Annotated in this window: 23 protein-coding genes and 1 pseudogene; 11 read left to right on the top strand and 13 right to left on the bottom strand. The window is 64.4% G+C overall.

From position 1 onward, the window contains the following. Position 1: 1 nt before the first annotated feature. A complete protein-coding gene (melA, locus tag AC1D1L_RS19340; protein WP_477343054.1) occupies positions 2-1,372 on the top strand; it encodes an alpha-galactosidase in 1,371 nt (456 codons plus the stop codon). 32 nt (positions 1,373-1,404) lie between these two features. Here the strand turns inward: melA and AC1D1L_RS19335 are convergent, their stop codons facing one another. Then, positions 1,405-3,051, bottom strand: a complete 1,647-nt coding sequence (locus tag AC1D1L_RS19335) for an acetolactate synthase large subunit (protein ID WP_477343053.1) — start codon at positions 3,049-3,051, stop codon at positions 1,405-1,407. A gap of 272 nt (positions 3,052-3,323) precedes the next feature. On the opposite strand from AC1D1L_RS19335, the gene msuE reads away from it, so the two are divergent. From msuE to AC1D1L_RS19320, 3 genes are all read left to right on the top strand, one after another. Beyond that, complete coding sequence (gene msuE, locus AC1D1L_RS19330; RefSeq protein ID WP_477343052.1) at positions 3,324-3,884, top strand: FMN reductase; 561 nt, start codon at positions 3,324-3,326, stop codon at positions 3,882-3,884. 239 nt (positions 3,885-4,123) lie between these two features. Beyond that, positions 4,124-4,381, top strand: coding sequence for a hypothetical protein (locus AC1D1L_RS19325; RefSeq protein WP_477343051.1), 258 nt, complete (start codon positions 4,124-4,126; stop codon positions 4,379-4,381). Continuing rightward, complete coding sequence (locus tag AC1D1L_RS19320) at positions 4,381-4,593, top strand: YciI family protein (protein ID WP_477343050.1); 213 nt, start codon at positions 4,381-4,383, stop codon at positions 4,591-4,593. Before AC1D1L_RS19325 ends, AC1D1L_RS19320 begins: the two co-directional genes overlap by 1 nt. Positions 4,594-4,598: 5 nt before the next feature. Here AC1D1L_RS19320 and AC1D1L_RS19315 read toward each other — a convergent pair whose 3' ends face one another. The 3 genes from AC1D1L_RS19315 to AC1D1L_RS19305 form a co-directional block, all read right to left on the bottom strand. Beyond that, entirely contained in the window at positions 4,599-4,721 is a 123-nt protein-coding gene (locus AC1D1L_RS19315; RefSeq protein ID WP_477343049.1) for a hypothetical protein, read from the bottom strand. Positions 4,722-4,763: 42 nt separating this feature from the next. Further along, entirely contained in the window at positions 4,764-5,003 is a 240-nt protein-coding gene (locus AC1D1L_RS19310; protein ID WP_477231669.1) for an exopolysaccharide production repressor protein, read from the bottom strand. Between the two features lie 190 nt (positions 5,004-5,193). Continuing rightward, positions 5,194-6,225, bottom strand: coding sequence for a hydroxyacid dehydrogenase (locus AC1D1L_RS19305; RefSeq protein ID WP_477343048.1), 1,032 nt, complete (start codon positions 6,223-6,225; stop codon positions 5,194-5,196). 200 nt (positions 6,226-6,425) lie between these two features. Here AC1D1L_RS19305 and AC1D1L_RS19300 point away from each other — a divergent pair, with 200 nt between their 5' ends. Continuing rightward, positions 6,426-7,481 (top strand): LacI family DNA-binding transcriptional regulator, encoded by a 1,056-nt coding sequence (locus AC1D1L_RS19300; RefSeq protein WP_477343047.1) that lies wholly within the window; start codon positions 6,426-6,428, stop codon positions 7,479-7,481. A 28-nt stretch (positions 7,482-7,509) separates the two neighbouring features. On the opposite strand, the gene AC1D1L_RS19295 is transcribed toward AC1D1L_RS19300, so the two are convergent. The 8 genes from AC1D1L_RS19295 to pcaQ form a co-directional block, all read right to left on the bottom strand. Further along, a complete protein-coding gene (locus tag AC1D1L_RS19295) occupies positions 7,510-8,955 on the bottom strand; it encodes an aldehyde dehydrogenase (RefSeq protein WP_477343046.1) in 1,446 nt (481 codons plus the stop codon). A gap of 37 nt (positions 8,956-8,992) precedes the next feature. Further along, the gene (locus AC1D1L_RS19290) at positions 8,993-9,778 is read right to left on the bottom strand and encodes a coniferyl-alcohol dehydrogenase (protein ID WP_477343125.1); all 786 of its coding nucleotides are present in this window, start codon (positions 9,776-9,778) and stop codon (positions 8,993-8,995) included. 2 nt (positions 9,779-9,780) lie between these two features. Next, positions 9,781-10,845 (bottom strand): branched-chain amino acid ABC transporter permease, encoded by a 1,065-nt coding sequence (locus AC1D1L_RS19285; protein ID WP_477343045.1) that lies wholly within the window; start codon positions 10,843-10,845, stop codon positions 9,781-9,783. Beyond that, the gene (locus AC1D1L_RS19280) at positions 10,842-11,738 is read right to left on the bottom strand and encodes a branched-chain amino acid ABC transporter permease (RefSeq protein ID WP_477343044.1); all 897 of its coding nucleotides are present in this window, start codon (positions 11,736-11,738) and stop codon (positions 10,842-10,844) included. Before AC1D1L_RS19280 ends, AC1D1L_RS19285 begins: the two co-directional genes overlap by 4 nt. Continuing rightward, positions 11,735-12,463, bottom strand: a complete 729-nt coding sequence (locus AC1D1L_RS19275) for an ABC transporter ATP-binding protein (RefSeq protein WP_477343043.1) — start codon at positions 12,461-12,463, stop codon at positions 11,735-11,737. The genes AC1D1L_RS19280 and AC1D1L_RS19275 overlap by 4 nt, the downstream gene beginning before the upstream one ends. Next, on the bottom strand, positions 12,460-13,134 hold the full coding sequence (locus tag AC1D1L_RS19270; RefSeq protein ID WP_477343124.1) for an ABC transporter ATP-binding protein: 675 nt from the start codon (positions 13,132-13,134) through the stop codon (positions 12,460-12,462). Before AC1D1L_RS19270 ends, AC1D1L_RS19275 begins: the two co-directional genes overlap by 4 nt. 86 nt (positions 13,135-13,220) lie before the next feature. Next, positions 13,221-14,519, bottom strand: a complete 1,299-nt coding sequence (locus AC1D1L_RS19265; RefSeq protein ID WP_477343042.1) for an ABC transporter substrate-binding protein — start codon at positions 14,517-14,519, stop codon at positions 13,221-13,223. A gap of 298 nt (positions 14,520-14,817) precedes the next feature. After that, positions 14,818-15,735: a pca operon transcription factor PcaQ gene (pcaQ, locus tag AC1D1L_RS19260; protein ID WP_192259466.1), complete on the bottom strand. Its 918-nt coding sequence runs from the start codon at positions 15,733-15,735 to the stop codon at positions 14,818-14,820. Positions 15,736-15,828: 93 nt separating this feature from the next. Between pcaQ and pcaD the strand changes: the two genes are divergently transcribed. The 6 genes and pseudogenes from pcaD (at position 15,829) to pobA (ending at position 20,706) form a co-directional block, all read left to right on the top strand. Then, complete coding sequence (gene pcaD / locus AC1D1L_RS19255) at positions 15,829-16,638, top strand: 3-oxoadipate enol-lactonase (RefSeq protein ID WP_112562046.1); 810 nt, start codon at positions 15,829-15,831, stop codon at positions 16,636-16,638. After that, complete coding sequence (gene pcaC, locus AC1D1L_RS19250) at positions 16,631-17,044, top strand: 4-carboxymuconolactone decarboxylase (RefSeq protein WP_112562045.1); 414 nt, start codon at positions 16,631-16,633, stop codon at positions 17,042-17,044. Before pcaD ends, pcaC begins: the two co-directional genes overlap by 8 nt. Further along, the gene (pcaH, locus tag AC1D1L_RS19245) at positions 17,034-17,786 is read left to right on the top strand and encodes a protocatechuate 3,4-dioxygenase subunit beta (protein WP_477343123.1); all 753 of its coding nucleotides are present in this window, start codon (positions 17,034-17,036) and stop codon (positions 17,784-17,786) included. The genes pcaC and pcaH overlap by 11 nt, the downstream gene beginning before the upstream one ends. Next, a pseudogene (gene pcaG / locus AC1D1L_RS19240) lies at positions 17,786-18,343 on the top strand (protocatechuate 3,4-dioxygenase subunit alpha); the annotation flags it as partial. The gene pcaH and the pseudogene pcaG, both read left to right, overlap by 1 nt. 138 nt (positions 18,344-18,481) lie before the next feature. Then, positions 18,482-19,534, top strand: a complete 1,053-nt coding sequence (locus AC1D1L_RS19235) for a 3-carboxy-cis,cis-muconate cycloisomerase (RefSeq protein ID WP_477343121.1) — start codon at positions 18,482-18,484, stop codon at positions 19,532-19,534. Further along, positions 19,534-20,706, top strand: a complete 1,173-nt coding sequence (gene pobA, locus AC1D1L_RS19230; protein WP_477343041.1) for a 4-hydroxybenzoate 3-monooxygenase — start codon at positions 19,534-19,536, stop codon at positions 20,704-20,706. Before AC1D1L_RS19235 ends, pobA begins: the two co-directional genes overlap by 1 nt. A 13-nt stretch (positions 20,707-20,719) precedes the next feature. On the opposite strand, the gene pcaF is transcribed toward pobA, so the two are convergent. Then, the gene (pcaF, locus tag AC1D1L_RS19225; protein ID WP_477343120.1) at positions 20,720-21,925 is read right to left on the bottom strand and encodes a 3-oxoadipyl-CoA thiolase; all 1,206 of its coding nucleotides are present in this window, start codon (positions 21,923-21,925) and stop codon (positions 20,720-20,722) included. Position 21,926: the final 1 nt, after the last annotated feature.

The following is a 21,926-nucleotide window of genomic DNA, read 5'->3' as shown; positions in this document are numbered from 1 at the left end:
AGTGGCAAGACATCCCAGGATCACCTTCATCGGCGCCGGCTCGACCGTGTTCATGAAGAACATTGTCGGCGACGTGCTGCAGCGGCCATCGCTGTCGGGCGCGACGATCGCGCTGATGGACATCAATCCGCAGCGGCTGGAAGAGAGCGCCATCGTCGTCAACAAGTTGATCGCAACGCTCGGCGTGAAGGCGAAGGCCGAGACCTATTCCGACCAGAAGAAGGCGCTCGCCGGCGCCGACTTCGTCGTCGTCGCCTTTCAGATTGGCGGCTACGAGCCGTGCACCGTCACAGATTTCGAGGTGCCGAAGAAATACGGCCTGCGCCAGACCATCGCCGATACGCTCGGCGTCGGCGGCATCATGCGGGGCCTCAGGACCGTGCCGCATCTGTGGAAGATCTGCGAGGACATGCTCGCCGTCTGTCCAGAGGCGATCATGCTGCAATACGTCAATCCGATGGCGATCAACACCTGGGCGATTTCAGAGAAATATCCCAGCATTAAGCAGGTCGGCCTTTGCCATTCGGTGCAAGGCACGGCGATGGAGCTGGCGCACGATCTCGACATTCCCTACGAGGAAATCCGCTACCGCTCGGCCGGCATCAACCACATGGCCTTCTATCTCAAATTCGAGCATCGCCAGGCGGACGGCACTTACCGCAACCTCTATCCCGACCTTGTCCGCGCCTATCGCGAGGGCAGGGCGCCGAAGCCCGGCTGGAACCCGCGCTGCCCTAACAAGGTGCGCTACGAGATGCTGACGCGGCTTGGCTATTTCGTCACCGAAAGCTCCGAGCATTTCGCCGAATACACGCCCTATTTCATCAAGGAAGGGCGCCCCGACCTGATCGAGAAATTCGGCATTCCGCTCGACGAATATCCCAAGCGCTGCATCGAGCAGATCGAGCGCTGGAAGGGACAGGCCGAGGCCTATCGCTCGGCCGACCGCATCGAGGTCGAGCAGTCGAAGGAATACGCCTCCTCGATCATGAATTCGGTGTGGACCGGCGAGCCGTCGGTTATCTACGGCAATGTCCGCAACAATGGCTGCATCACCTCGCTGCCGCACAACTGCGCGGCCGAGGTGCCGTGCCTGGTCGACGCCTCAGGCATCCAGCCGACCTTCATCGGCGAGTTGCCGCCGCAGCTCACCGCGCTGATCCGCACCAACATCAACGTCCAGGAACTGACGGTGCAGGCGCTGATGACGGAAAACCGCGAGCACATCTACCACGCGGCGATGATGGACCCGCATACGGCGGCCGAACTCGATCTCGACCAGATCTGGTCGCTGGTCGATGAGCTGCTCTCCGCTCATGGCGACTGGCTGCCGGCCTGGGCGCGTGGGAGCGCCAAAGTCCGGGCGGCCTGATCGCCGCTGCAGAGGCGGCTCCCACCGCGTCGTCAAGCCTGCGGCGGCGCCGGCAGCCGGTGGCGCAGTTCCTCGACCAGGACGCGCTCGTTCTCCGAATAGTCGATCGGAACGACGACGAGATGGACGCCGCCGGCGGTGAACGCCGTTTCGAGCGTCGGCTTGAGGTCCGCAATGGCGCTGACCCTGGTGCCCTTGGCGCCATAGGCCTCGGCATATCTTACGAAATCGGGGTTGCCGAAGGTCATGCCGAAATCGGGAAACTGGTCGACCGCCTGCTTCCAGCGGATCATGCCGAATGCGTTGTCCTCGATGATCAGCACGACCAGGTTGAGTTTCAGCCTGACGGCGGTTTCCAGCTCCTGGCTGTTCATCATGAAGCCACCATCGCCGCAGATCGCCATGACGCGGCGCCCGGGATAGAGCATCGCCGCCGTCATCGCCGACGGCAGCCCGGCGCCCATCGTGGCCAGCGCATTGTCGAGCAGCAGCGTGTTGGCGACGCGGGTGCGGTAGTTGCGCGCAAACCAGATCTTGTACATGCCGTTGTCGAGAGCGAGGATGCCGTCGGCCGGCATGACCGCGCGGATATCGTGGACTAGGCGCTGCGGCGTGAACCGGTCCTCGGTGGCGCGCGCGGCAATGCGGCTCAAAATGCCTTCGCGCAGCGGCAGCAGCGCCTGCGCGTTGGCGATTTTGCCCTCGATGCGATCGGCAAGCAGCCGCAGTGAAGCGCCGATGTCGCCGATCACTTCGGTCTGCGGGAAATAGACCTGCTCGACATTGGCCGGCTGGTAGCCGACATGGATCACCTTCGGTCCCTTGTCGCCCATGATGAAGGGCGGCTTCTCGATCGTGTCGTGGCCGATGGTGATGATGAGGTCGGCCTGTTCGATCGCCTCATGCACATAGTCGCGCTCGGAGAGCGCGGCCGTGCCCATGTAGAGTTCGGTCCCGCCGGGCACCGTGCCCTTGCCCATCTGCGTGGTGAAATAGGGGATGCCGGTCCTGAGCACGAACTGGGCGAGGTCGGAGGTCGAGCGCGGCCGCGAGGCGGCGGCGCCCAGCATCGCCAGCGGGCGCTGTGCCTTGATGATCATCTGCGCGGCGCGGTCGAGCGCGAGCGGGCTCGCCAGCGGCAGCTCGACCGGATGCGGCGGGATCAGCGCGACGTCGTCGCATTCCTCGGCAGCGATGTCTTCAGGCAGTTCCAGATGCACCGGCCCGGGACGCTCTTCCTCGGCAATGCGGAAGGCCTCCCGCACCACGGCGGGGATCGTGCGCGGCGAGATGATCTGGCGCGACAGCTTGGTCAGCGGCTTCATCGCGGCGACTATATCGACAATCTGGAAGCGGGCCTGGCGCGACGACCGGATGCCCTTCTGCCCGGTGATCATGATCATCGGCATGGCGCCGAGCAACGCATAGGCAGCACCGGTCGTCAGGTTCAAGGCACCAGGCCCGAGCGTGGTGATGCACACACCTGGCTTGCCGGTCAGCCTGCCATGGGTGGCGGCCATGAACGCCGCCGCCTGCTCATGGCGGGTCAGGATGAGCTGGATCGAGGATTTGCGGATGGATTCCACGACATCGAGGTTTTCTTCGCCCGGAATGCCGAAGATGCGATCGACGCCCTCATTCTCGAGGGCGGCTACAAGCAGGTCAGAACCTTTGGGCACGAAGCATCTCCTGGGCAAAGCGGCGGCGAACCGCGTCGGATACGATCAGACATAGTCCTGAAAAAGCCCTAGCGCGAGGCATGGCCGCCGCCAACGTCGTTTGGCCTTACAGACCGTTCTGTTTCCGCGGCCTGAGACCAGCGAGCGAGTCGGCAAACGGAAAAAAAATTCCCTAGGGATGGCGCTGGAGGGCCTATCCTTGCTTCTTGCGGCAGGTGCAAGCCTGTAAATAGGCGATATGAAACGGCCACCGTCCTGAGAGGTGAGAGCACATGCCCAATCCAACCGTCGTCGGGTTTTCCGGCAATTTCACCCGGCCGTCCAAGACGCGTGGCTTCGTCGACCAGGTCGTCAGGGACATTGCGCGCCAGCATGGCCTGTCAGCGAGCACCTATGACATCGAAGACCTTGGCCCCTCGCTGGGCGCTGCCAAATGGGCGCGCGATCTCGACGGCCAGGCGCGGGCGATTTTCGACAGCGTCGTCAACGCCGATGTCCTGGTGGTGGGTTCGCCGACCTACAAGGGCAGCTACACCGGCCTGTTCAAGCACTTTTTCGATCTGTTCGATCCCGCTTCCTTGCGCGGCAAGCCGGTGGTGCTGCTCGCCACCGGCGGCAATGATCGCCATGCGTTGATCGTCGAGCACCAGTTGCGGCCGCTGTTCGGCTTCTTCGAGGCGCTCACGCTGCCGACAGGAGTCTACGCCACGGACAAGGATTTCTCCGACGGCGTGCTGCGGTCCGAACCCATCCTGAAGCGCGTCGAGCAGGTTGTCGGCGAGGTCGGGCTGGTGCTGGCCAATCGCTCGGCCGCCGGCGTCGCTGTCGGATAGAGCGCGGCGAGCAGGTCGCCTCCAGCATTAACGGCTCGGGAATGAAAAAAGGCCCGCCACCGACGCGAATCGTGACGGGCCTCCGCGGAGTACGCCGGGCTTCCCACCGCCCGGCTGCCTTGAAAACTATCCGGCGGAAGGATGGTTCCGCGAGATTCCTGCAAGTCCTCATGTCATAGCCAAAATCAATACCCCGCCGGCTAGGCCTGGCGGGGCATTGTTTGGAGGGTCTGGATCGAATGGGAACGATCCGGCTAGAAAACGCCCAGCACCGGACAAAGGTTCCCGCGCCGACCGGGCTTCAGCAGAGCGTGCCGGCTGGCTTTGCCGGAACCACCACGGCTGCCCAGCCATTGTCCTCGAACATGGAGGAACCAATTATGCCCAAGTATATCACCATCGGCTATGGCGACCGGGCCGGATATGACCGGACGCCGCAGGATGTCAGGCAGGCAGCCATGAACACGATGCATCGCTCAAGCAGCGCGGCGTGGTGATGGGCATCGCCGAAACGCCGGTGCAGGTGCGAAATCCGGACGCCAGCGGCGTGCTGACCGAAACCGGGCCCTATCTCTCGTCGGACTTGCCCATCGCCGGCTTTTCGATCATGGAAGCCAGCGACATGGATGAGGCGATCGCGCTGGCCTCGAAATCGCCTTGTGCGGTGGCGCATGGGGTGATCGAGATCTGGCCGCTCAACGAGCGGTAACTAGACTAGTTCCTGTCCGCCGGCTTCCAGCGCATCCGCGACACCGTCTCGCGTTCGGCGCGCTTGGAGGGCAGCGGCGGCGGGCCGTGGTCGATCGGGCCCATGGCCTCTGGCAGCATGTCGTCCACGCGCCTAGGGCTATCGCCGACGTGGCTTTCGACCTCGCCCGTTCAGAAAGTCTGAAATAAAAGCGGGCTTGTCGGATCCGCTGCCGAGCGTGCGTCCGATGGTTCCGATGATCGCCTAAACACCAAGTGAACGACCAGGCCGAAGTAACCGACCTGCAGGATTACCAGTGTCAGCACTGACCAGCCAAGGGTCGCCCAGATCGACCCGGTCTCCAGATAGGCCCAGATTGCAACGCCGATTGTCGTTGCAGACATCCCGACCAGAAATTGCGGAAAGTACATGTCTCTTTCCACCCCCATTTCCAACCCGTGGGCTGGGATCTGTTGCCAGCATCTTTAATTAAGTTGTCACTAAATTAGTAATATTGCAATCGCCTGCGGAGAGCACGGTCATAGCGGGTTTGAGCTTGTGTACGGCGCGCGGTGTTTCTCAAACCACGGACAGATCAGCGAAACGGTCCCCCGCCTGCCATCAATTCCGATCCGCCGGCTTCGAGCGCATCCTCGACACCGTCTCGCGCTCGGCGCGCTTGGAGCGCAGCGGCGGCAGGCCGCGGTCGATCAGGTCCATGTCTTCCAGCACCATGTCGCCCATGCGCTTGAAGGCGATGTCGAGCGCGCCGGCGCGGTGGGCGGAGCGCAGGAAGCCGGGGATTGTACGGACCGGATGGTCCTGCGCCAGCGGCTCTTCCGGGAAGACGTCACTGGCGGCGACGATGTGGCCGCTCTTTACCGCTGCCATCAGAGCAGGGAAGTCGACGACACTGGCGCGGCTGAGCAGGATGAAGGCCGCACCCTTGCGCATGCTGGCAAAAGCATCGGCGCCGAGGAAACCCTGGTTCTCCGAGGTCACCGAAGCGACGACGAAGACGAAGTCGCTCGATGTCAGGACATCGTCGAGCGAGGCCGGCTCGACGCCATTGTCGATCAGGATCGACGGCGGCAGCCAGGGATCGAACACTTTGGTGCGGGTGCGGAAACCCGACAGCAGCCGGTTCAGCGCCCGGCCGAGATCGCCGAAGCCGATGATGCCGACATCGGCGCCCGACAGCAGCCGCGCGGTGAGGTTGCCGTCGCCGCCCCACAGCTCCTCGCCTTTGCGGAAAGCGAGGTCGGCATCGACGATGTTGCGGGCGAGATTGAGCGCCATGGCAAGCCCGAGCTCGGCCACCGGCTCGGCAAAGACCAGGCCGGTGGTGACGACATGGATGCCGCGCGCAAACAGCGTCTCGTAGGGCATGTTGTTGACGAGGTTGGTCTCGACATTGAAGACGCAGCGCAGCGCCTTCATAGCTTCCAGCGTCTCAGGCGAGATTGGTGGCTGGCCGATGATGTAGCGGGCTTCGGCCAGCACATCGGCCGGCAGTTTCGCCACGCCGTCGGCCGTCGTCTCGACAATGCGGTAGTGCGCCTTGAGGCGCGCCAGCTGTGGCGGGGTGAAGATCAGCTCGAGCGTGCGTGGTTCCGGCGCGCTGATGACCAGCGGCAAGGCCTTGTTCGGCATGACGATTCCTCCCGGGGCGATCCGCATCGCGTATTTTTGCTTTGCACTTGTCGTTATCCCAAAACCGCATCACACTTTAGGACGACATGCGTTCGACGGGTAAAATACCCGCGATTAAACGATTTACAACTCCGAAAAATCGATTTACTCATTTCTCCAGCGGACGGAATGCCTCGGTCCGCGCCTCGGGAGGAGGACCAATGGCGCACAGGCAGGACCAGCAGCGGCGTGCGTCGATCCACGACGTGGCCAGCCGCGCCGGCGTGTCCGCCGCCACCGTCTCCAAGGTCATGGCCGGCGTCACCACGGTGAAGCCCGAAAATGCGCAGCGCGTCTTCGATGCGGTCGAACAGCTGGGTTATCGCATCGATCCGCTCGCCTCCGACATGCGCCGGGCCAAGCGCCGCATCATCGGCGCCATCATGCCCGAATTCGAAAGCGAATTTTTCGGCCAGATGGTCACGCAGCTCGAGAGCCTCGCCGAGCAGCGCGGCTACACGCTGGTGGCGGCGTCGAGCCGTGAATCGGAAGCGCGTGAGAAGGAAATCCTCGTCCGCATGCATGACTGGCGCGTCGCCGGCGTGGTGCTGGCGCCGGTGCGCAACGAGCATGGCCCGGCAGCCGACTTCATGAAGGCCAATGGCATGACCGGCGTGCTGATCGACCGTGTGCTCTCCGACGACGCCTTCGACACGGTGTCGGCCGATAGCGCCGCAGCCAGCGCCGAAGTGGCGCGCGAACTGATCGCCAAGGGCCATCGCCACATACTGGTCGTCGGCCTCGGCGAGCAGGCGGCCACGATGCGCGCCCGCCTCGACGGGTTTCGCACTACTGCGCTCAAACTGGCGCCGGATGTGCGCATCGATGTCGTACTGGCCGAAACCGACGTCGAGCCGCTGCGAGCGCAGTTGCGCGAGTATTTCGCGAAAGGCGAACGGCCGACGGCGGTCTATTCGCTGTTCCTCAAGGGCACGCTGGTGGCGCTGTCCGAGTTCCGCCGGCGCGGCTGGCATTGTCCCAATGACATCTCGCTGGTCGGCTTCGACGATGCCGAATGGATGCAGGTGACATGGCCGGCCATCGCCGCCGTGGTACAGCCGGTGCGCCAGATCGCCGGCCACGCCATGGAGGCGCTGTTTGCAAGAATTGAAGGTGGGGAGGGGCCGCCGATCGCGCGGCTCGAGCCTTGCCGGGTTTTGATGCGGGAATCCGTTGGCTCGCCAGGCAACGGCCCGTATTCCGGGGGAGGACAGTGACAATAGCCCCCATTGAAGGGAAGAAGAATCAGAACGGATAGTGCTGGTTCGGATCCTCGATGGTCAGCCAGCGCAGGTCGGTGAATTCGGCGATCGAGGCCTTGCCGCCGAAGCGGCCATAGCCCGAGCCCTTGACGCCGCCGAACGGCATTTGCGCCTCGTCGCCGACGGTCGGGCCGTTGATGTGGCAGATGCCGGCCTCGATGCGCGCGGCGACAGCCATGGCACGGCGGATGTCGCGGCTGAAGACGGCCGAGGAGAGGCCGTATTCGGTGTCGTTGGCGACGCGCACAGCCTCGTCCTCGCCGTTGACACGGATCACCGGCTTGACCGGCCCGAAGGATTCTTCGGCGTAGACGCGCATGGAAGGCGTGACAAGGTCGAGCAATGTTGCCTCGACCACGGTACCCGTGCGCTTGCCGCCGGCCACCAGCTTGGCGCCCTTGGCGACGGCGTCGGCCACCAGATCCTCCATCTTGTCGGCGGCCTGGCTGCTGATCAGCGAGCCCAGTACGACATGGCCGCGCGGGTCGCCGGCCGGCAATGCAGCGGCGCGGGCGGCAAGCTTGGCGACGAACTCGTCGGCGACCTTCTCATCGACGACCAGGCGTTCGGTCGACATGCAGATCTGGCCCTGATGCATATAGGCGCCGAAGGCCGCCGCATTGACCGCGGCGTCGATGTCGGCATCGTCGAGCACGACCAGCGGCGCCTTGCCGCCGAGCTCGAGCAATGCCGGTTTCAAATGCCTGCCGGCAAGTTCCGCGATGATCCGGCCAACCTTGGTCGAGCCGGTGAAATTGACGCGCCTGACCGCGGGATGCGCGACAAGCGCCTCGACGATTGCCGCCGCATCCTTGGGATCGTTGGTGACGACATTGATGACGCCCTTGGGCAGGCCGGCCTCGACCAGCACCTGGCCGATCAGCCGGTGCGTGCCCGGACACATTTCGGAGGCCTTCAGCACCACCGTATTGCCGCAGGCGATCGGCATGGCGATGGCGCGGGTGCCGAGAATGACCGGCGCGTTCCACGGTGCAATGCCGAGGCACACACCGGCCGGCTGGCGGATCGCCATAGCCAGCGTGCCGGGCTTGTCGGAGGGGATGACCTCGCCCGAAATCTGCGTCGTCATGGCGGCCGCCTCGCGCAGCATCTTGGCGGCCAGCATGACGTTGAAGCCGGCCCAGGGACCGGTGGCGCCGGTCTCTTCCATCATCAATTTGGTGAATTCGCCGACCTTGGCATCCATCACATCGGCCGCCTTGGCGAGCAGTGCGCGGCGCTCGCCCGGACCGGTCTTCGACCAGGTCTTGAAGGCAGTGGCTGCAGCTTCGACCGCGGCATTGGCGTCGGTGACACTTGCTGCGGCGGCGCGCGTTGCCAGCTTGCCGGTGAACGGGTCCATCCGCTCGTAGGAGGCAGCACCCGACGCATCCCGTTTGTTGCCGTCGATCAGAAGTCCGATGTCCATTGTTTTCTCCTTAGCTCGCCGTCGAGCGTCGCAAAATTTAAAAGCCGAGCACCTCGGCGTTGATCGATGCTTCAAGGCCGCCATCAACCGGCACGTTGGCGCCGTTGACCCAACGTGCGCCGTCCGAGCACAGAAACAGCACGACAGGCGCGATGTCGCCCGAGGTGCCGGCGCGTCCGACACGGGCGATGTCGCTGTCGACGCGGGCATCGCCGAGCACAGTGCGGAACTGTTTCAGGATCGGCGTCTCGACCGGGCCGGGGCTGACCGCATTGACGCGGATGCCGCGGCTCCTGAACAGGTCCTGATGTGCGGCGCGCATCGTCCACAGAAGGAGCAGTTCCTTGGAGACGGGGTAGCCTTCCTCGTTCTTCACCTGATGGTCGGCGACCACTTTGGCGACATCGGGAAAACCTTCGATGCCGACCATCGACGCCGCGCGGTTGAGGTTGGCGCGCCAGCCATAGCCGGCGATCGAGGCGACGTTGACGATGGCGCCGCCTTCGCGAAGCTTTGGCGCGAGACCTTCCGAAAGTGCGCGCAGACCGTAGAAGTTGACCGCCAGCGTCGACACCGCGCCGGTGTTGCCGGAGAGGCCGGCGACGTTGCAGAGCGCGTCGATGCGCTGCGGCAGGGATGCGACGAGATCATCGACGCCGGCCTTGGACGAGATGTCGGCCTTGACGAAACTGCCGACTGTTGCTGCCGGCTCGCGTACGTCGACGCCGATCACATCTGCGCCAAGTTGGCCGGCGAGCTCCGCCGTACGCGCGCCGATGCCGGACGCGACACCGGTGATGAGAATGGTCTTGCCGAAAAGCATGGTCACGCTTTCTCCCGATGTGCTGTTGCCTGTTGCGATGTTGGCGCGGTGTCGCCGTCGTCGGCATTTGCGGGCAGTCTGACGCGATAGCCGACCGGCAGCAGGCGCAGGCCAAAGCGCTCCTCCAGCGTCCCCCACAGGCCGCGCGGCAGGAACAGCGAAAACAGCACGGCGGTGGCGCCGAGGCCGATCAGATACCAGACGCCGGTGCCGCCAAACCAGGTCTCGATGAGGAAGAACAGTAGTGCACCGAGAATTGCTCCTTCGAAGGTGCCGATGCCGCCGACCAGCACCATGAAGATCATGTAGGCGGTCCACTGGACATTGAAGTAAGTCTTCGGCTGGAAGGTGATCGAAGTCGCCAGCCACAGCGCACCGGCAATGCCGATGCCGAAGGCGGCGAGCACGAACAACAGCCGCTTGGTGCCGGTGACGCGCACGCCGACCGAGGCCGCGGCATCCTCATTGTCCCTGATGGCGCGGATGGCGGCACCCGTGCTGCCGCGCAACAAGCCGAACAGGATGGCGAGCAGCGCGGTCATCGCGGCCAGTGCCAGCCAGTAGATCGTCGCCCGCCTGGCGCCGGCATCGTAGACGTTGAGCGAGATCAGTGACGTCCCGGTTTCGCCTTGCACCAGCCGGTCGAGGTTGACCAGGAGATGGGTGAGCGCGGCGATCACCCACATGCCGATGGCGAACTCGCCATTCCTGAGCCGCAGCATGAACAGCGACATCGGCCAGGAGATCGCGCCGACAATGATCGCCGAGACGAACAGCGAGGCGAACGGGTTGAGGCCGGCATCGGCGAGGCGAATGGCGAAGTAAGCGCCGAGGCCGAAGAACACTTGTTGTCCCACAGAGACCAGGCCGCCGAAGCCGGCCAGCGCATTCCACATCGCAGCCAGGATCACATAGATGAACAAGGCCGTCATGCGGTCAACCGCGCCGGCTGACAGGAAGTGCGGCGCAACGGCGAGCAGCGCGATGATCACGACGACCGCGATCGCCGAGATACGCGAAGCAGGTGTGCCGCGCTCGATCACGGGGGAGGTCGAAACTGCCCTCATGTCGTCTTCCTCGCGGGCAGGCGCAGCAGGCCACGCAGGCCGAGGCCGGACGTGGAGAGCCGGATGAACAACACGATCAGGAAGGCGACATGGCCGCCGATGAGGAAGCCTTGCGGATGCACCTGCGCGCCGAGCGTCTGGGCAAGCGCCAGCACGATGCCGCCGAGAAGTGTGCCCCACAGCGAGCCGGCGCCGCCGATCACCGCCGCCTCGAAAGCGAACAGCAATTGCGGTGGGCCGGTATAGGGATCGAAGGTGGCGCGCATGCCGAGAAAGGCGCCGGCAAGACCGACGGTGACCATGGCGATGGCCGCTGCAAGCGCGCTGGCGCGGCGCGCATCGACGCCGACGAGGCCAGCGGTATCAGGATCTTCCGAGGTGGCGCGGATCGAACGGCCGAGCCTGGTGCGGGTCAGGAACAGCTGCAGCCCGCCAAGCATGACGACAGCTGCGGCGAACATGATCACGGCAAGCTTGCCGACATAGATGCTGCCCGGCCATTCCCAGGAATCGTAGGACAGGCTGCCGATATAGGGCGCCAGCGAACGCGTGTCGGCGCCGAATTGCTCGAACAGCGCATTGTCGATGACGATGGCGAGGCCGAAGGTGGTGAGGATCGGCAGCAGCGCGCCGCCGCGGGCGCTGCGCTCGAGCAGGAAGCGCTGCAGCGCCCAGCCGATCGCCGCCATCAGCGGCAGGACGATGAGCAGGCCGACGAAAGGCGAGATGTGGAATTGCGAGGCGAGCCACCACAGCGCATAGGCCGAAAACACGGCAAGACTGCCATGCGCCAGGTTGATGATGCGCATCACCGAAAACATGAAGGAGAGGCCGCAGGCGATCAGCGCGTAGTAGCCGCCGAGCAGGATGCCCTGGACGATCTGGTTGCTCATGCCGGCACGCCCCCGGCGCTTTTCCGGTGCAGGCCGAAATAGGCCTTCGTCACCTCGTCGCGCGAGACCCCCTTGCTCGAACCCTCGAGCGCCACGCGTCCTTCGAGCATGCAGATGACTTTGTCCGAGATCGAGAGCGCGCGGTTGAGATCCTGTTCGACCAGGATGATCGTCGTGCCGGAACTGATCAGTCCTTGCAGCGAAGCGTAGACGCGGTCGACCACCAGCGGTGACAGGCCGAGCGAGACCTCGTCGAGCAGCAGCAGTTCGGGATTGCTCATCAGCGCGCGGCCGATGGCCGTGGCCTGCTGCTCGCCGCCGGAGAGATGCCCGGTCTTGGCGTGGCGGCGCGGCTTCAGGTTGGGAAAGGTGTCGAGCACTCGTTCCACGCTCCATTCGCCGGGCCGGCCGGCGGTCTTGCCAAGCAGGAGGTTCTCTTCGACGGTCATCTGCACGAACAGCTTTCGTCCCTCGGGCACCAGTGCGACACCCATGCCGACGCGCTTGTGCGACGGCACGCCGGTGATATCGGCGCCATCCAGAAGCACGCGGCCGGCCGTCGGCTGATGCGCGCCGGCGATTGCTCTCAGCAGCGTCGTCTTGCCGGCGCCATTTGCGCCGACCAGCGCCAGCGTTTCGCCGCGCTCGATCGCAAAGCTCACACCGCGCACCGCCTGTAAGAGGCCGTGCCGGACAACAAGGTTCTCGACTGCGAGCAGGCTCATTTCGGGCCTCCACCAAGATAGGCGCGCACGACTTCCGGGTCGGCCATCACCGCCTGCGGCTCGCCGTCGGCGATGATCTTGCCGGCATCCATGCAGATCAGCCGCTCGGCCACCTGCAGCAGGATGTGGACAATGTGCTCGATCCAGACGATGCCGATCTTGCGCCGGCGCAATTCCTTGATGGTTTCGACAAGCTCGCTGGCTTCGCCATCGGTCAGTCCGCCGCCGATCTCGTCGAGCAGAAGCAGCGTCGGTCTTGCCGCAAGCGCGCGGGCGAGTTCCAGCCGCTTGCGGTCGAGCAGGCCGAGCGTCTCGGCGCGCCGGTTGGCGACGCCCAGCATGCCGCACAGTTTCAGTGACGCCAGCGCCTCCTCATAGGCTTCGTCGCGGCCGAGACCCGCGCCATGCGATGCGGCGACGAAGACGTTCTCGAACGTGGTCATGCCACTGAACGGCTTCGGCACCTGGTGCGTGCGCACAAGGCCGAGACGGCAGCGCTGCGTTGCCGGCATCGCAGTCACGTCGCCGCCCCTAAAGGCGACGGTGCCGGCACTTGGCGGAAAGGCGCCTGAAAGCACGCTGAGCAACGTTGTCTTGCCGGCGCCGTTCGGGCCGACAATGCCGACCGCCTCGTCGGCATTCATGGCGAAGTCGATATCGTCCAGCACCACCAGCGCGCCGAAGCGTTTGTGGATGCCGGCGGCGCTGAGGATCACGTTTGCTGAACCGTTCACGATGCGATCCCCGCAACCGTCGATCAGCCGTTGTACGGCTGGAGCTTGGCCTCGACCGGCACCTTCGGGTCGGTGGCGTTCTCGGTCACGACATAGTCGAGCGGGAACTTGGCTCCTTCCTTGGCGGCTACCCATTGCGTGCCGATGATCGGGCCGGGCGAGACATTGGCGACCGGGCCGCTGGTGAAGTCGACCTTGCCGATCATGGTCTCGGTGTTGAGCGTGCTCAGCGCCTTGGCGACCGCTGCCTTGTCCTTGGCGTCGGTGCTCATCTTCAGCGCTTCGAAGCCGGCGTCGAGCAGCGACATCGAAGCGCCGAGCTGCTGCGTCCATTGCTTGCCGCTGGCTGCCTCATAGCCGTCGGCAAGCTCGGCCCCCGAGACGCCGGTCAGCGGCGACTTGTAGGGGAAGGCCTTGTGCCAGTAAGCGGCACTCGAAATCTTGTTGCCGAGATCGCCAAGCGCCTCGATGTCGGACGGGAACAGCCCGGTCTTGGCGACCTGGCAGATCTTGATCTGCTTGATCAGGCCCTGCTGCGCCGCCTGGCGCCAGAAGGCGGCGAAGTCCGGCGGGATCGGGAAGGAGTTGAAGATCTCGACACCTTCCTGCTTGAACAGCGCGATCTGCGAGGAATAGTCGGTGGTGCCGGTCTCGTAGGCGCCGGGATCGACGATGGTGAAACCCTGCTTGGCCAGCAGCGGCGCCAGATGGGCGCGGATGGCGTTGCCGTCGGCATCGTTGGGATACATGACGCCGACCTTCTTGTTGGTCTCGATCAGGTTCCATTGCGAAACATAGGTCCGGAAGAACTCGTCGACGCCGAAGCCGAAATGATAGGTCCACTTGAACGGCGAGGGGGCGTCGGGCTTGGCGCCACGGCCGAAATACCAGGCTTCCCACGGCATGACGGTTGAGAGGCAAGGCACGCCGGCGGCTTCGCAGGCGTCGGCGACCGGATTGATCACCTCGGGCGTGGAGACGGCGAGCATCAGATCAATGGCCTGGTTGTTGATCAGGTCCTTGGCGAGCTGGCCTGCGCGGGAGGGGTCCGATTGCGTATCCTGATCGAGGATTTCCACACTGTACTTCTTGCCGCCGACATCGAGGCCGCCAGCGAGCGCCTTGCGGGCGAGGTCGAGCACATAGCCGTCGGTCTGGCCGAAGCCGGCAAGCGGGCCGGTGCGTGGACTGACAAAGCCGACCTTCAGCGTGTCGGCAGCTTGCGCGAAAGCCTTGCCGCGGCTGAGCGCAAGGGCTGCGCCGCCGGCGATCGATGTGGCGATGAACTGGCGCCGCGAGACGCCGGATTTGCTTGAGGTCATGCTGATATTCCTCCCTTTCCTGACGGTGCCTGGAGGCGACCGCCGGCCTGCTCAAAATCGATGCCGCCCGTTGTTCAGATCGGATATGTCCCGGCTGGCTCCAAGGCGGCAGCGGAACGCCGCCAATGCCGGCAAACGGCACGATTTCGATCCTCCCATTGCCACAGTGCCTTAGGTGTTTGGTTCGGTAAAATGATATTTTGCGGTTTTTTATTAACCCTGGGGTTATGAGAATTGCCCATTCACACAGATCTGTAGGACTGATCTGATCGCTATGCTCAACGCGAGGACGACTGCCTCAGCCGCCTCGGCTGGCTGCCTCGCGGATGGTTTTCAGCAGGATGGCGAAGGCCGGCGAGGGGGCCGTGTCGGTGCGCATCGTCAGCCCGACAGGTCCCTTGGTCTCTTCGGTGTTGACCGGCAGAGCGACGAAGGCGCCGCTGGAGATTTCATTGGCGACGACGCCGGTCGAGATGATCCAGACGGCATCGCTTTGCCGCAGGAAGGCACGGCCGAAGGAATCCGAGACGGTCTCGATTTCGGTCGCCGGCGCGGTCATGCCATTGGTGATGAACAGGCGGTCGACGAACGGGCGGATGACCGATTCCCGGGTCGGCATCAGCACCGGAAACTCATCGAGGCGGGCGAAGATGTCCTGGCCCGGCTGCGCCAAGGGGTGGCCGGCCCGCACCACGAACAGAACCTGTTCGGAATAGAGATGCTCGAAGAAGAAGCCGGTCATGTTTTCCGGTGCCGCCAGCCGGCCGACAACAAGATCGAGCGCGCCGACGCGCAACTGTTCGAGCAGCACGGCATTCTCACCGGTGACGATCTTGATCGCCGCTCCCGTATTTTCACTCAGGAACAGACTCATGGCGAGCGGCATGACCCTGGCCGACACTGTGGGCAGCGCGCCGATGCGGATCGGATGGCGGTTGATGGCGCCGTCCTGGCGGACGGAATCGACGCCACGCTTCAAGGCTGTGATCGCCGTGCCGGCATGACCGAGGAAGATTTCGCCGAGCCGTGTCACCCTTATGCCGCGGCCGTCGCGTTCGACGACTGCGATGCCAAGCGCCTCTTCCAGTTCGCGCAGCGTCTTGGTCACCGCCGGCGGACTGACGTGAAGAAAGTCGGCCGCCCTCGCCACGCTGCCTTGCCGCGCTACCTCAAGGAATGCCTGCAGGTGACGGAACCTTATGCGGCTTTCGGACATGGTTCTCGTAACCTCCCAGTTAATGAAACGGCGCAAAATATCATTTTACCAAACCAAATGCCTTGTGCAATGTGAACACGGAGGATCGAAATCGTGCCATTCGTCAACATTGGCGGCATCACGCTCCACCATCGCAACTTCAAGGCGAATGGGGACGCGCGGCCAGTCGTGTTTATCAATTCGCTCGGTACCGACTTCCGCATCTGGGACGAAGTGGTGTCTGACTTGAACGCTGACATGCCCTTGCTGGTTTACGACAAGCGCGGCCACGGTCTTTCCGACATTGGCGGCATCACCTCGATTGACGATCATGTCGATGATCTCTCCGGCCTCATCGATCATTTCGGGCTGACCAATGTCGTGCTTTGCGGCCTGTCGGTCGGCGGCCTGGTCGCGCAAGGGTTCTATGCAAGGCGCCCCGACATCGTCGAAGGTCTCATCCTGTGTGATACGGCGCACAAGATCGGCACCGCCGACAGCTGGAACACCCGCATAGCAACCGTCGAAAGCAAAGGCATCCAGGCCATCGCCGACGCCGTGCTTAAATTGTGGTTCACCCCGGCCTTCCACACCGACCGCGTCGCCGAGCTTGACGGCTACTGGAACATGATGACCCGGCAAGCCGTCGCCGGTTATATCGGCACCTGCGCCGCAGTGCGCGACGCCGATTTCACCGAGGTCGCTCAGGCTATCGCGGTGCCTACGCTTTGCGTCGTCGGTGACCAGGACGGCTCGACGCCGCCGGACCTGGTTCGCTGGCTGGCCGAACTCATTCCCGGCGCGCGCTTCGAGATCATCCGGGATGCCGGCCACATTCCTTGCGTCGAGCAGCCCGGTGCGCTGACCGCCCTGATCCGAGAATTTCTCGCGTCGCTTCCTCAGAGAAAGCAGACCCATGGATGAAGTGTCCAAGACCACGACCAGATACCGGGCCGGGCTGACGGTGCGGCGCTCGGTGCTCGGCGACCCGCATGTCGACCGCAGCGAGGATGCCGTCACCGATTTCGACCGGCCGTTCCAGGAGCTGATCACCGAGGCAGCCTGGGGGACGGTGTGGGCGCGGCCGGGTTTCAGCAAGCGCGAGCGCTCGATCGTGACGCTGGCCCTGCTCGCCGCACTCGGCCATGATGAAGAGGTCGCCATGCATGTGCGCGCCACCGCCAACACTGGCGCCTCGCGTGACGACATCTGCGAAGCGTTCTTGCATGTGGCGATCTACGCCGGCGTGCCGGCGGCCAACCGCGCCTTCAGGATCGCCAAGGAGGTGTTTTCGGAAATGGACGGAAGCAGGAATGGCCATGCCAGCTGATGCCGGCTCGAACAGGCCCGAGACCGGCGCCTTCTTCCAGCGCGACCGCAACTGGCATCCGCCGGCGCTGACGCCGGACTACAAGACGTCGGTGCTGCGCTCGCCTCAGAAGGCGCTGCTGGCCTTCGACAACACGGCGTCGGAAATCACCGGTCCGGTGTTCGGCCACGCCATTCTGGGCGAACTCGATGCCGACCTCATCCACAATTTCGCCAGGCCCGGCGAGAGCGCCATCGGCGAGCGCATCATCGTCTATGGGCGCGTGCTCGACGAGCGCGGCGTTGGCGTCTCGGGCGCGCTGCTCGAATTCTGGCAGGCCAATGCCGGCGGCCGCTACCGCCACAAGAAGGACGGGTATCTGGCGCCGCTCGATCCGAATTTCGGCGGCTGCGGCCGCACCATCACCGACGCCGATGGCAGCTATGCCTTTCGCACCGTCAAGCCCGGTCCCTATCCCTGGCCGAACGGCCCCAATGACTGGCGGCCGTCGCACATCCATTTCTCGGTGTTCCGCCACGGCTTTGCGCAACGTCTGATCACGCAGATGTATTTCGAGGGCGACCCGCTGATATGGCGCTGCCCGATCGTCGGCGGCATCCGCGACAAAGCCGCCATCGAAACGTTGATCGCCGCCCTCGATATGCAGGCAACGATCCCCTTCGACGCGCGCGCCTACAAGTTCGACATCGTGCTGCGCGGACGCCGCGCCTCGCTGTTCGAAAACCGGGCGGAGGGCAATTGATGGCGCAGGCTCTCACCCGGCTGAAGGAGAGCCCGTCGCAGACGGCGGGGCCTTATGTGCATATCGGGCTGACGCCGAATTTCGGCGGCATTGGCGGCGTCTATGCCACGGACCTTGGCGCGACCATGCTCAACAACAAGACCAAGGGCGAGCGCATTGGTTTGCGAATCCGCGTGCTCGACGGCACCAGCACGCCGCTCCGGGATGCGCTGATCGAAATCTGGCAGGCGGATGCGAATGGGCTTTACAATTCGTCAGCCGAATTACGTGGCGATGCCGATCCGGATTTTCAGGGCTGGGGCCGTCAGCCGACCGACATGGAAACCGGCCTGTGCAGCTTCGAGACGATCAAGCCGGGACGCGTGCCGTATGGCGACGGGCGGCTGATGGCGCCGCATATCAGCCTGTGGGTCGTGGCGCGGGGCATCAATATCGGCCTCCACACACGGCTCTATTTCTCCGACGAGGAGAAGGCCAATGCCGAAGACCCGATTCTCGCCCGCATCGAGCACAGGGTGCGCGTGCCGACGCTGATCGCCGAGCGGCAAGGCAAACGTAATCGGTCTTATTCGCCTGCTAGCGCGTTTCGTCGTTTCCCGCAAMCGCCCAACCGCTCTAGCTATTTTTTCTTGACGCAATTCCGGACGGAAAACCGCTTCACACTTTTCCTGGAATTGCTCTGCGAGACCAGAGACATGACCGTATCGCCCTTCGACCATCCGCTGCTGTCCGGCCTGCTCGGCGACGAGGAGGCGGCGCGGTATTTTTCCGCCGACGCGGAAATCGCCGCCATGCTCGATTTCGAGCGCGCGCTGGCGGAAGCGCAAGCCGAAAGCGGGATCATCGGCAAGGACGCCGCGGCCGCGATCGTGTCTGTCCTGTTGTCCTACAAGCCGGATACGGCGCGGCTACGGGCTGGGGTGGCCAAGGACGGCGTGATCGTGCCGGAACTGGTGCGCCAGTTGAAGGCAGCGGTCGGCGCGCCGCACGATGCAAGCGTGCATTTCGGTGCAACCAGCCAGGATGTCATCGACACTGGCCTGGCGCTTCGGCTGCGCCGCGTGATCGACCATCTCGATCTCTTGCTGATTGAAAACATCGTGCGGCTGACGGCGTTGGAAGAGCGTTTCGGGGGCAGGACATTGGCCGGGATGACACGGATGCAGGTGGCGATCCCAATAAAAGTGTCGGACCGTGTCGCAGCGTGGCGAGCACCGCTACAGCGGCATCAGCAGAGATTGTCGCAACAGTCGCCCCGTTTGCTCGTAGTGCAATTTGGCGGCGCCGCCGGCACGCTGGAAAAGCTCGGCGACAAGGGCCCTGCGGTGCGCGCTGCCCTTGCCGCAAAACTCGGCCTTGGCGACGCACCGCAATGGCACAGCCAGCGCGATGCGCTGGCCGAATTCGCCAGCTTGCTGTCGCTCATCACCGGCGGCCTCGGCAAGTTCGGCCAGGACATCGCGCTGATGGCGCAGGCCGGCACTGAGATCACACTGTCCGTCGGCGGCGGCTCGTCGGCCATGCCGCACAAGCAGAACCCGGTGAAGGCCGAAGCGCTGGTGGCGCTGGCGCGCTTCAACGCCACGCAGCTTTCCGGCGTGCACCAGGCGCTGGTGCACGAGCAGGAGCGCTCGGGCGCGGCGTGGACGCTGGAGTGGCTGCTTCTGCCGCAAATGGCGGTTGCAACCGCGGCTGCACTACGGCTCGCCGCGGAGCTCGCCGGAGAGATCGAAAGCCTGGGGCACTGATGCGCACGAAAATCGTCATTGTCGGCTCCGGTCCGTCTGGCCTGCTGCTCGGCCAACTGCTCAGCGGCATCGGCGTCGAGACGGTGATCCTCGAGCGTTCGAGCCGGGAGCACGTGCTTGGCCGTGTGCGGGCAGGGGTGCTCGAACAGGGCACGGTCGAATTGCTGGAGGAGGCGGGCGCGGCTGCAAGGCTGCATGCCGAAGGCCTGCCGCATGCCGGCATCTCGATTGCCTTCGGCGGCAGCCTGCACCGACTCGACCTGTCGGCGCTGACTGGTGGCAAGCACGTCACCGTCTATGGCCAGACAGAAGTGACGCACGACCTGATGGACAAGCGCGAGGCGGCGGGGCTCACCACGGTCTACGAGGCGGCCAATGTCGCGCTGCATGGTTTCGACGGCGAAGCGCCCTTCGTCACCTATGACAAGGATGGCGTCAGCCTCCGCATCGACTGCGATTTCATCGCCGGCTGTGATGGCTATCACGGCGTCAGCCGCAAATCGGCGCCCGAGCGCGTGTTGAAAACCTTTGAGCGGACCTATCCGTTCGGCTGGCTCGGCGTGCTGGCCGAAGTGCCGCCGGCCGATCACGAACTGGTCTACGCCAATCACGAGCGCGGCTTTGCGCTGTGCTCGATGCGCTCGACCCATCGCAGCCGCTACTATGTGCAGGTTCCGGCCGACGAGCGGGTCGAGGCGTGGAGCGACGACCGCTTCTGGGATGAGTTGCGCCGCCGCCTGCCGGGGCAGACGGCTGCCGCCGTCGTTACGGGCCCGTCCTTCGAAAAGTCGATCGCGCCGCTGCGCTCCTTCGTTGCCGAGCCGCTACGCTTTGGCCGGCTGTTCCTGGTCGGGGACGCCGCCCACATCGTGCCGCCGACCGGCGCCAAGGGGCTCAACCTCGCTGCCAGCGACGTGCGCTATCTCTTTGCCGGACTTCGCGAATTCTACCTGGACAAATCACTGGGTGGGCTCGACGCCTATTCGGCCAAGGCGCTGGCGCGAGTGTGGAAGGCGGTACGCTTTTCCTGGTGGATGACGACGATGCTGCATCGCTTTCCCGATACCGGTGAGTTCGGCCAGCGCATCCAGGAGGCCGAACTCGACTATCTCGTGCATTCGCAGGCGGCGTCGACCGCGCTGGCCGAGAACTATGTCGGTTTACCGTATTGAGGGCGGTGCGATCTCAAACGCGCTCGAGCGCCACTGCGATGCCTTGGCCGACGCCGATGCACATGGTGGCCAGCGCATAACGGCCGCCGCGCTCGCGCAGCTCCAGCGCCGCGGTACCGGTGATGCGCGCGCCCGACATGCCGAGCGGGTGGCCAAGTGCGATGGCGCCGCCATTGGGATTGACGTAGTCCGCGTCCTCGCCGATGCCGAGTTGGCGCAGCACGGCGATACCTTGCGAGGCGAAAGCTTCGTTGAGTTCGATGACATCGAATTGTTGCGGCGTCAGGCCGAGACGGGCACAGAGCTTTTTCGTCGCCGGCGCCGGGCCGATGCCCATGATGCGCGGCGCCACGCCGGCGGCGGCGCCGCCGAGGATCCGGGCGATCGGCGTCAGGCCGTATTTCTTTATTGCTGCTTCAGAGACGATGATCAGCGCCGCGGCGCCATCGTTGACGCCGGACGCATTGCCGGCGGTGACCGTCCCGCCTTGGCGGAACGGCGTCGGCAATTTGGCCAAGGAGTCGACCGTGGTTCCGGCGCGAGGATGCTCATCTTTGGAGACGATGACCGCATCGCCCTTTTTCTGCGGGATCGTCACCAGAGTGATCTCCTTCGCCAGCCGGCCATTGGCCTGCGCGGCGACGGCCTTGTCCTGGCTGCGCACGGCGAACGCATCTTGGTCGGCGCGCGACACCGAAAAATCCTCGGCGACGTTCTCGCCGGTCTCGGGCATGGAATCGACGCCGTACTGTTTCTTCATCAGCGGGTTGATAAAGCGCCAGCCGATGGTGGTGTCGTAAATCTCGGCATGGCGCGAAAAGGCGGTCTCGGCCTTGGGCATGACGAATGGCGCGCGGCTCATCGATTCGACGCCACCGGCAATCATCAATTCGGCCTCACCCGATTTGATGGCGCGGGCGGCGATGGTGACGGCATCCATGCCGGAACCGCAGAGGCGATTGACGGTCGAGCCGGAAACCTCCTTCGGCAAGCCGGCCAGCAGCAGCGACATCCTCGCCACATTGCGATTGTCCTCGCCAGCCTGGTTGGCGCAGCCATAGACGACATCGTCGACCGCCTGCCAGTCGATGCCGGCATTGCGCTCGATCAGCGCCTTCAGCGGGATGGCGCCGAGGTCGTCTGCGCGCACTGAGGAAAGCGAGCCGCCGAAGCGGCCAATCGGGGTGCGGATGTAGTCGCAGATGAAGGCCTCGGCCATG

The organism is Mesorhizobium sp. P2_D6 (assembly GCF_056404315.1).
Note: the sequence above shows the minus strand (reverse complement) of the source record. Positions and strands in the feature narration are given on the sequence as shown.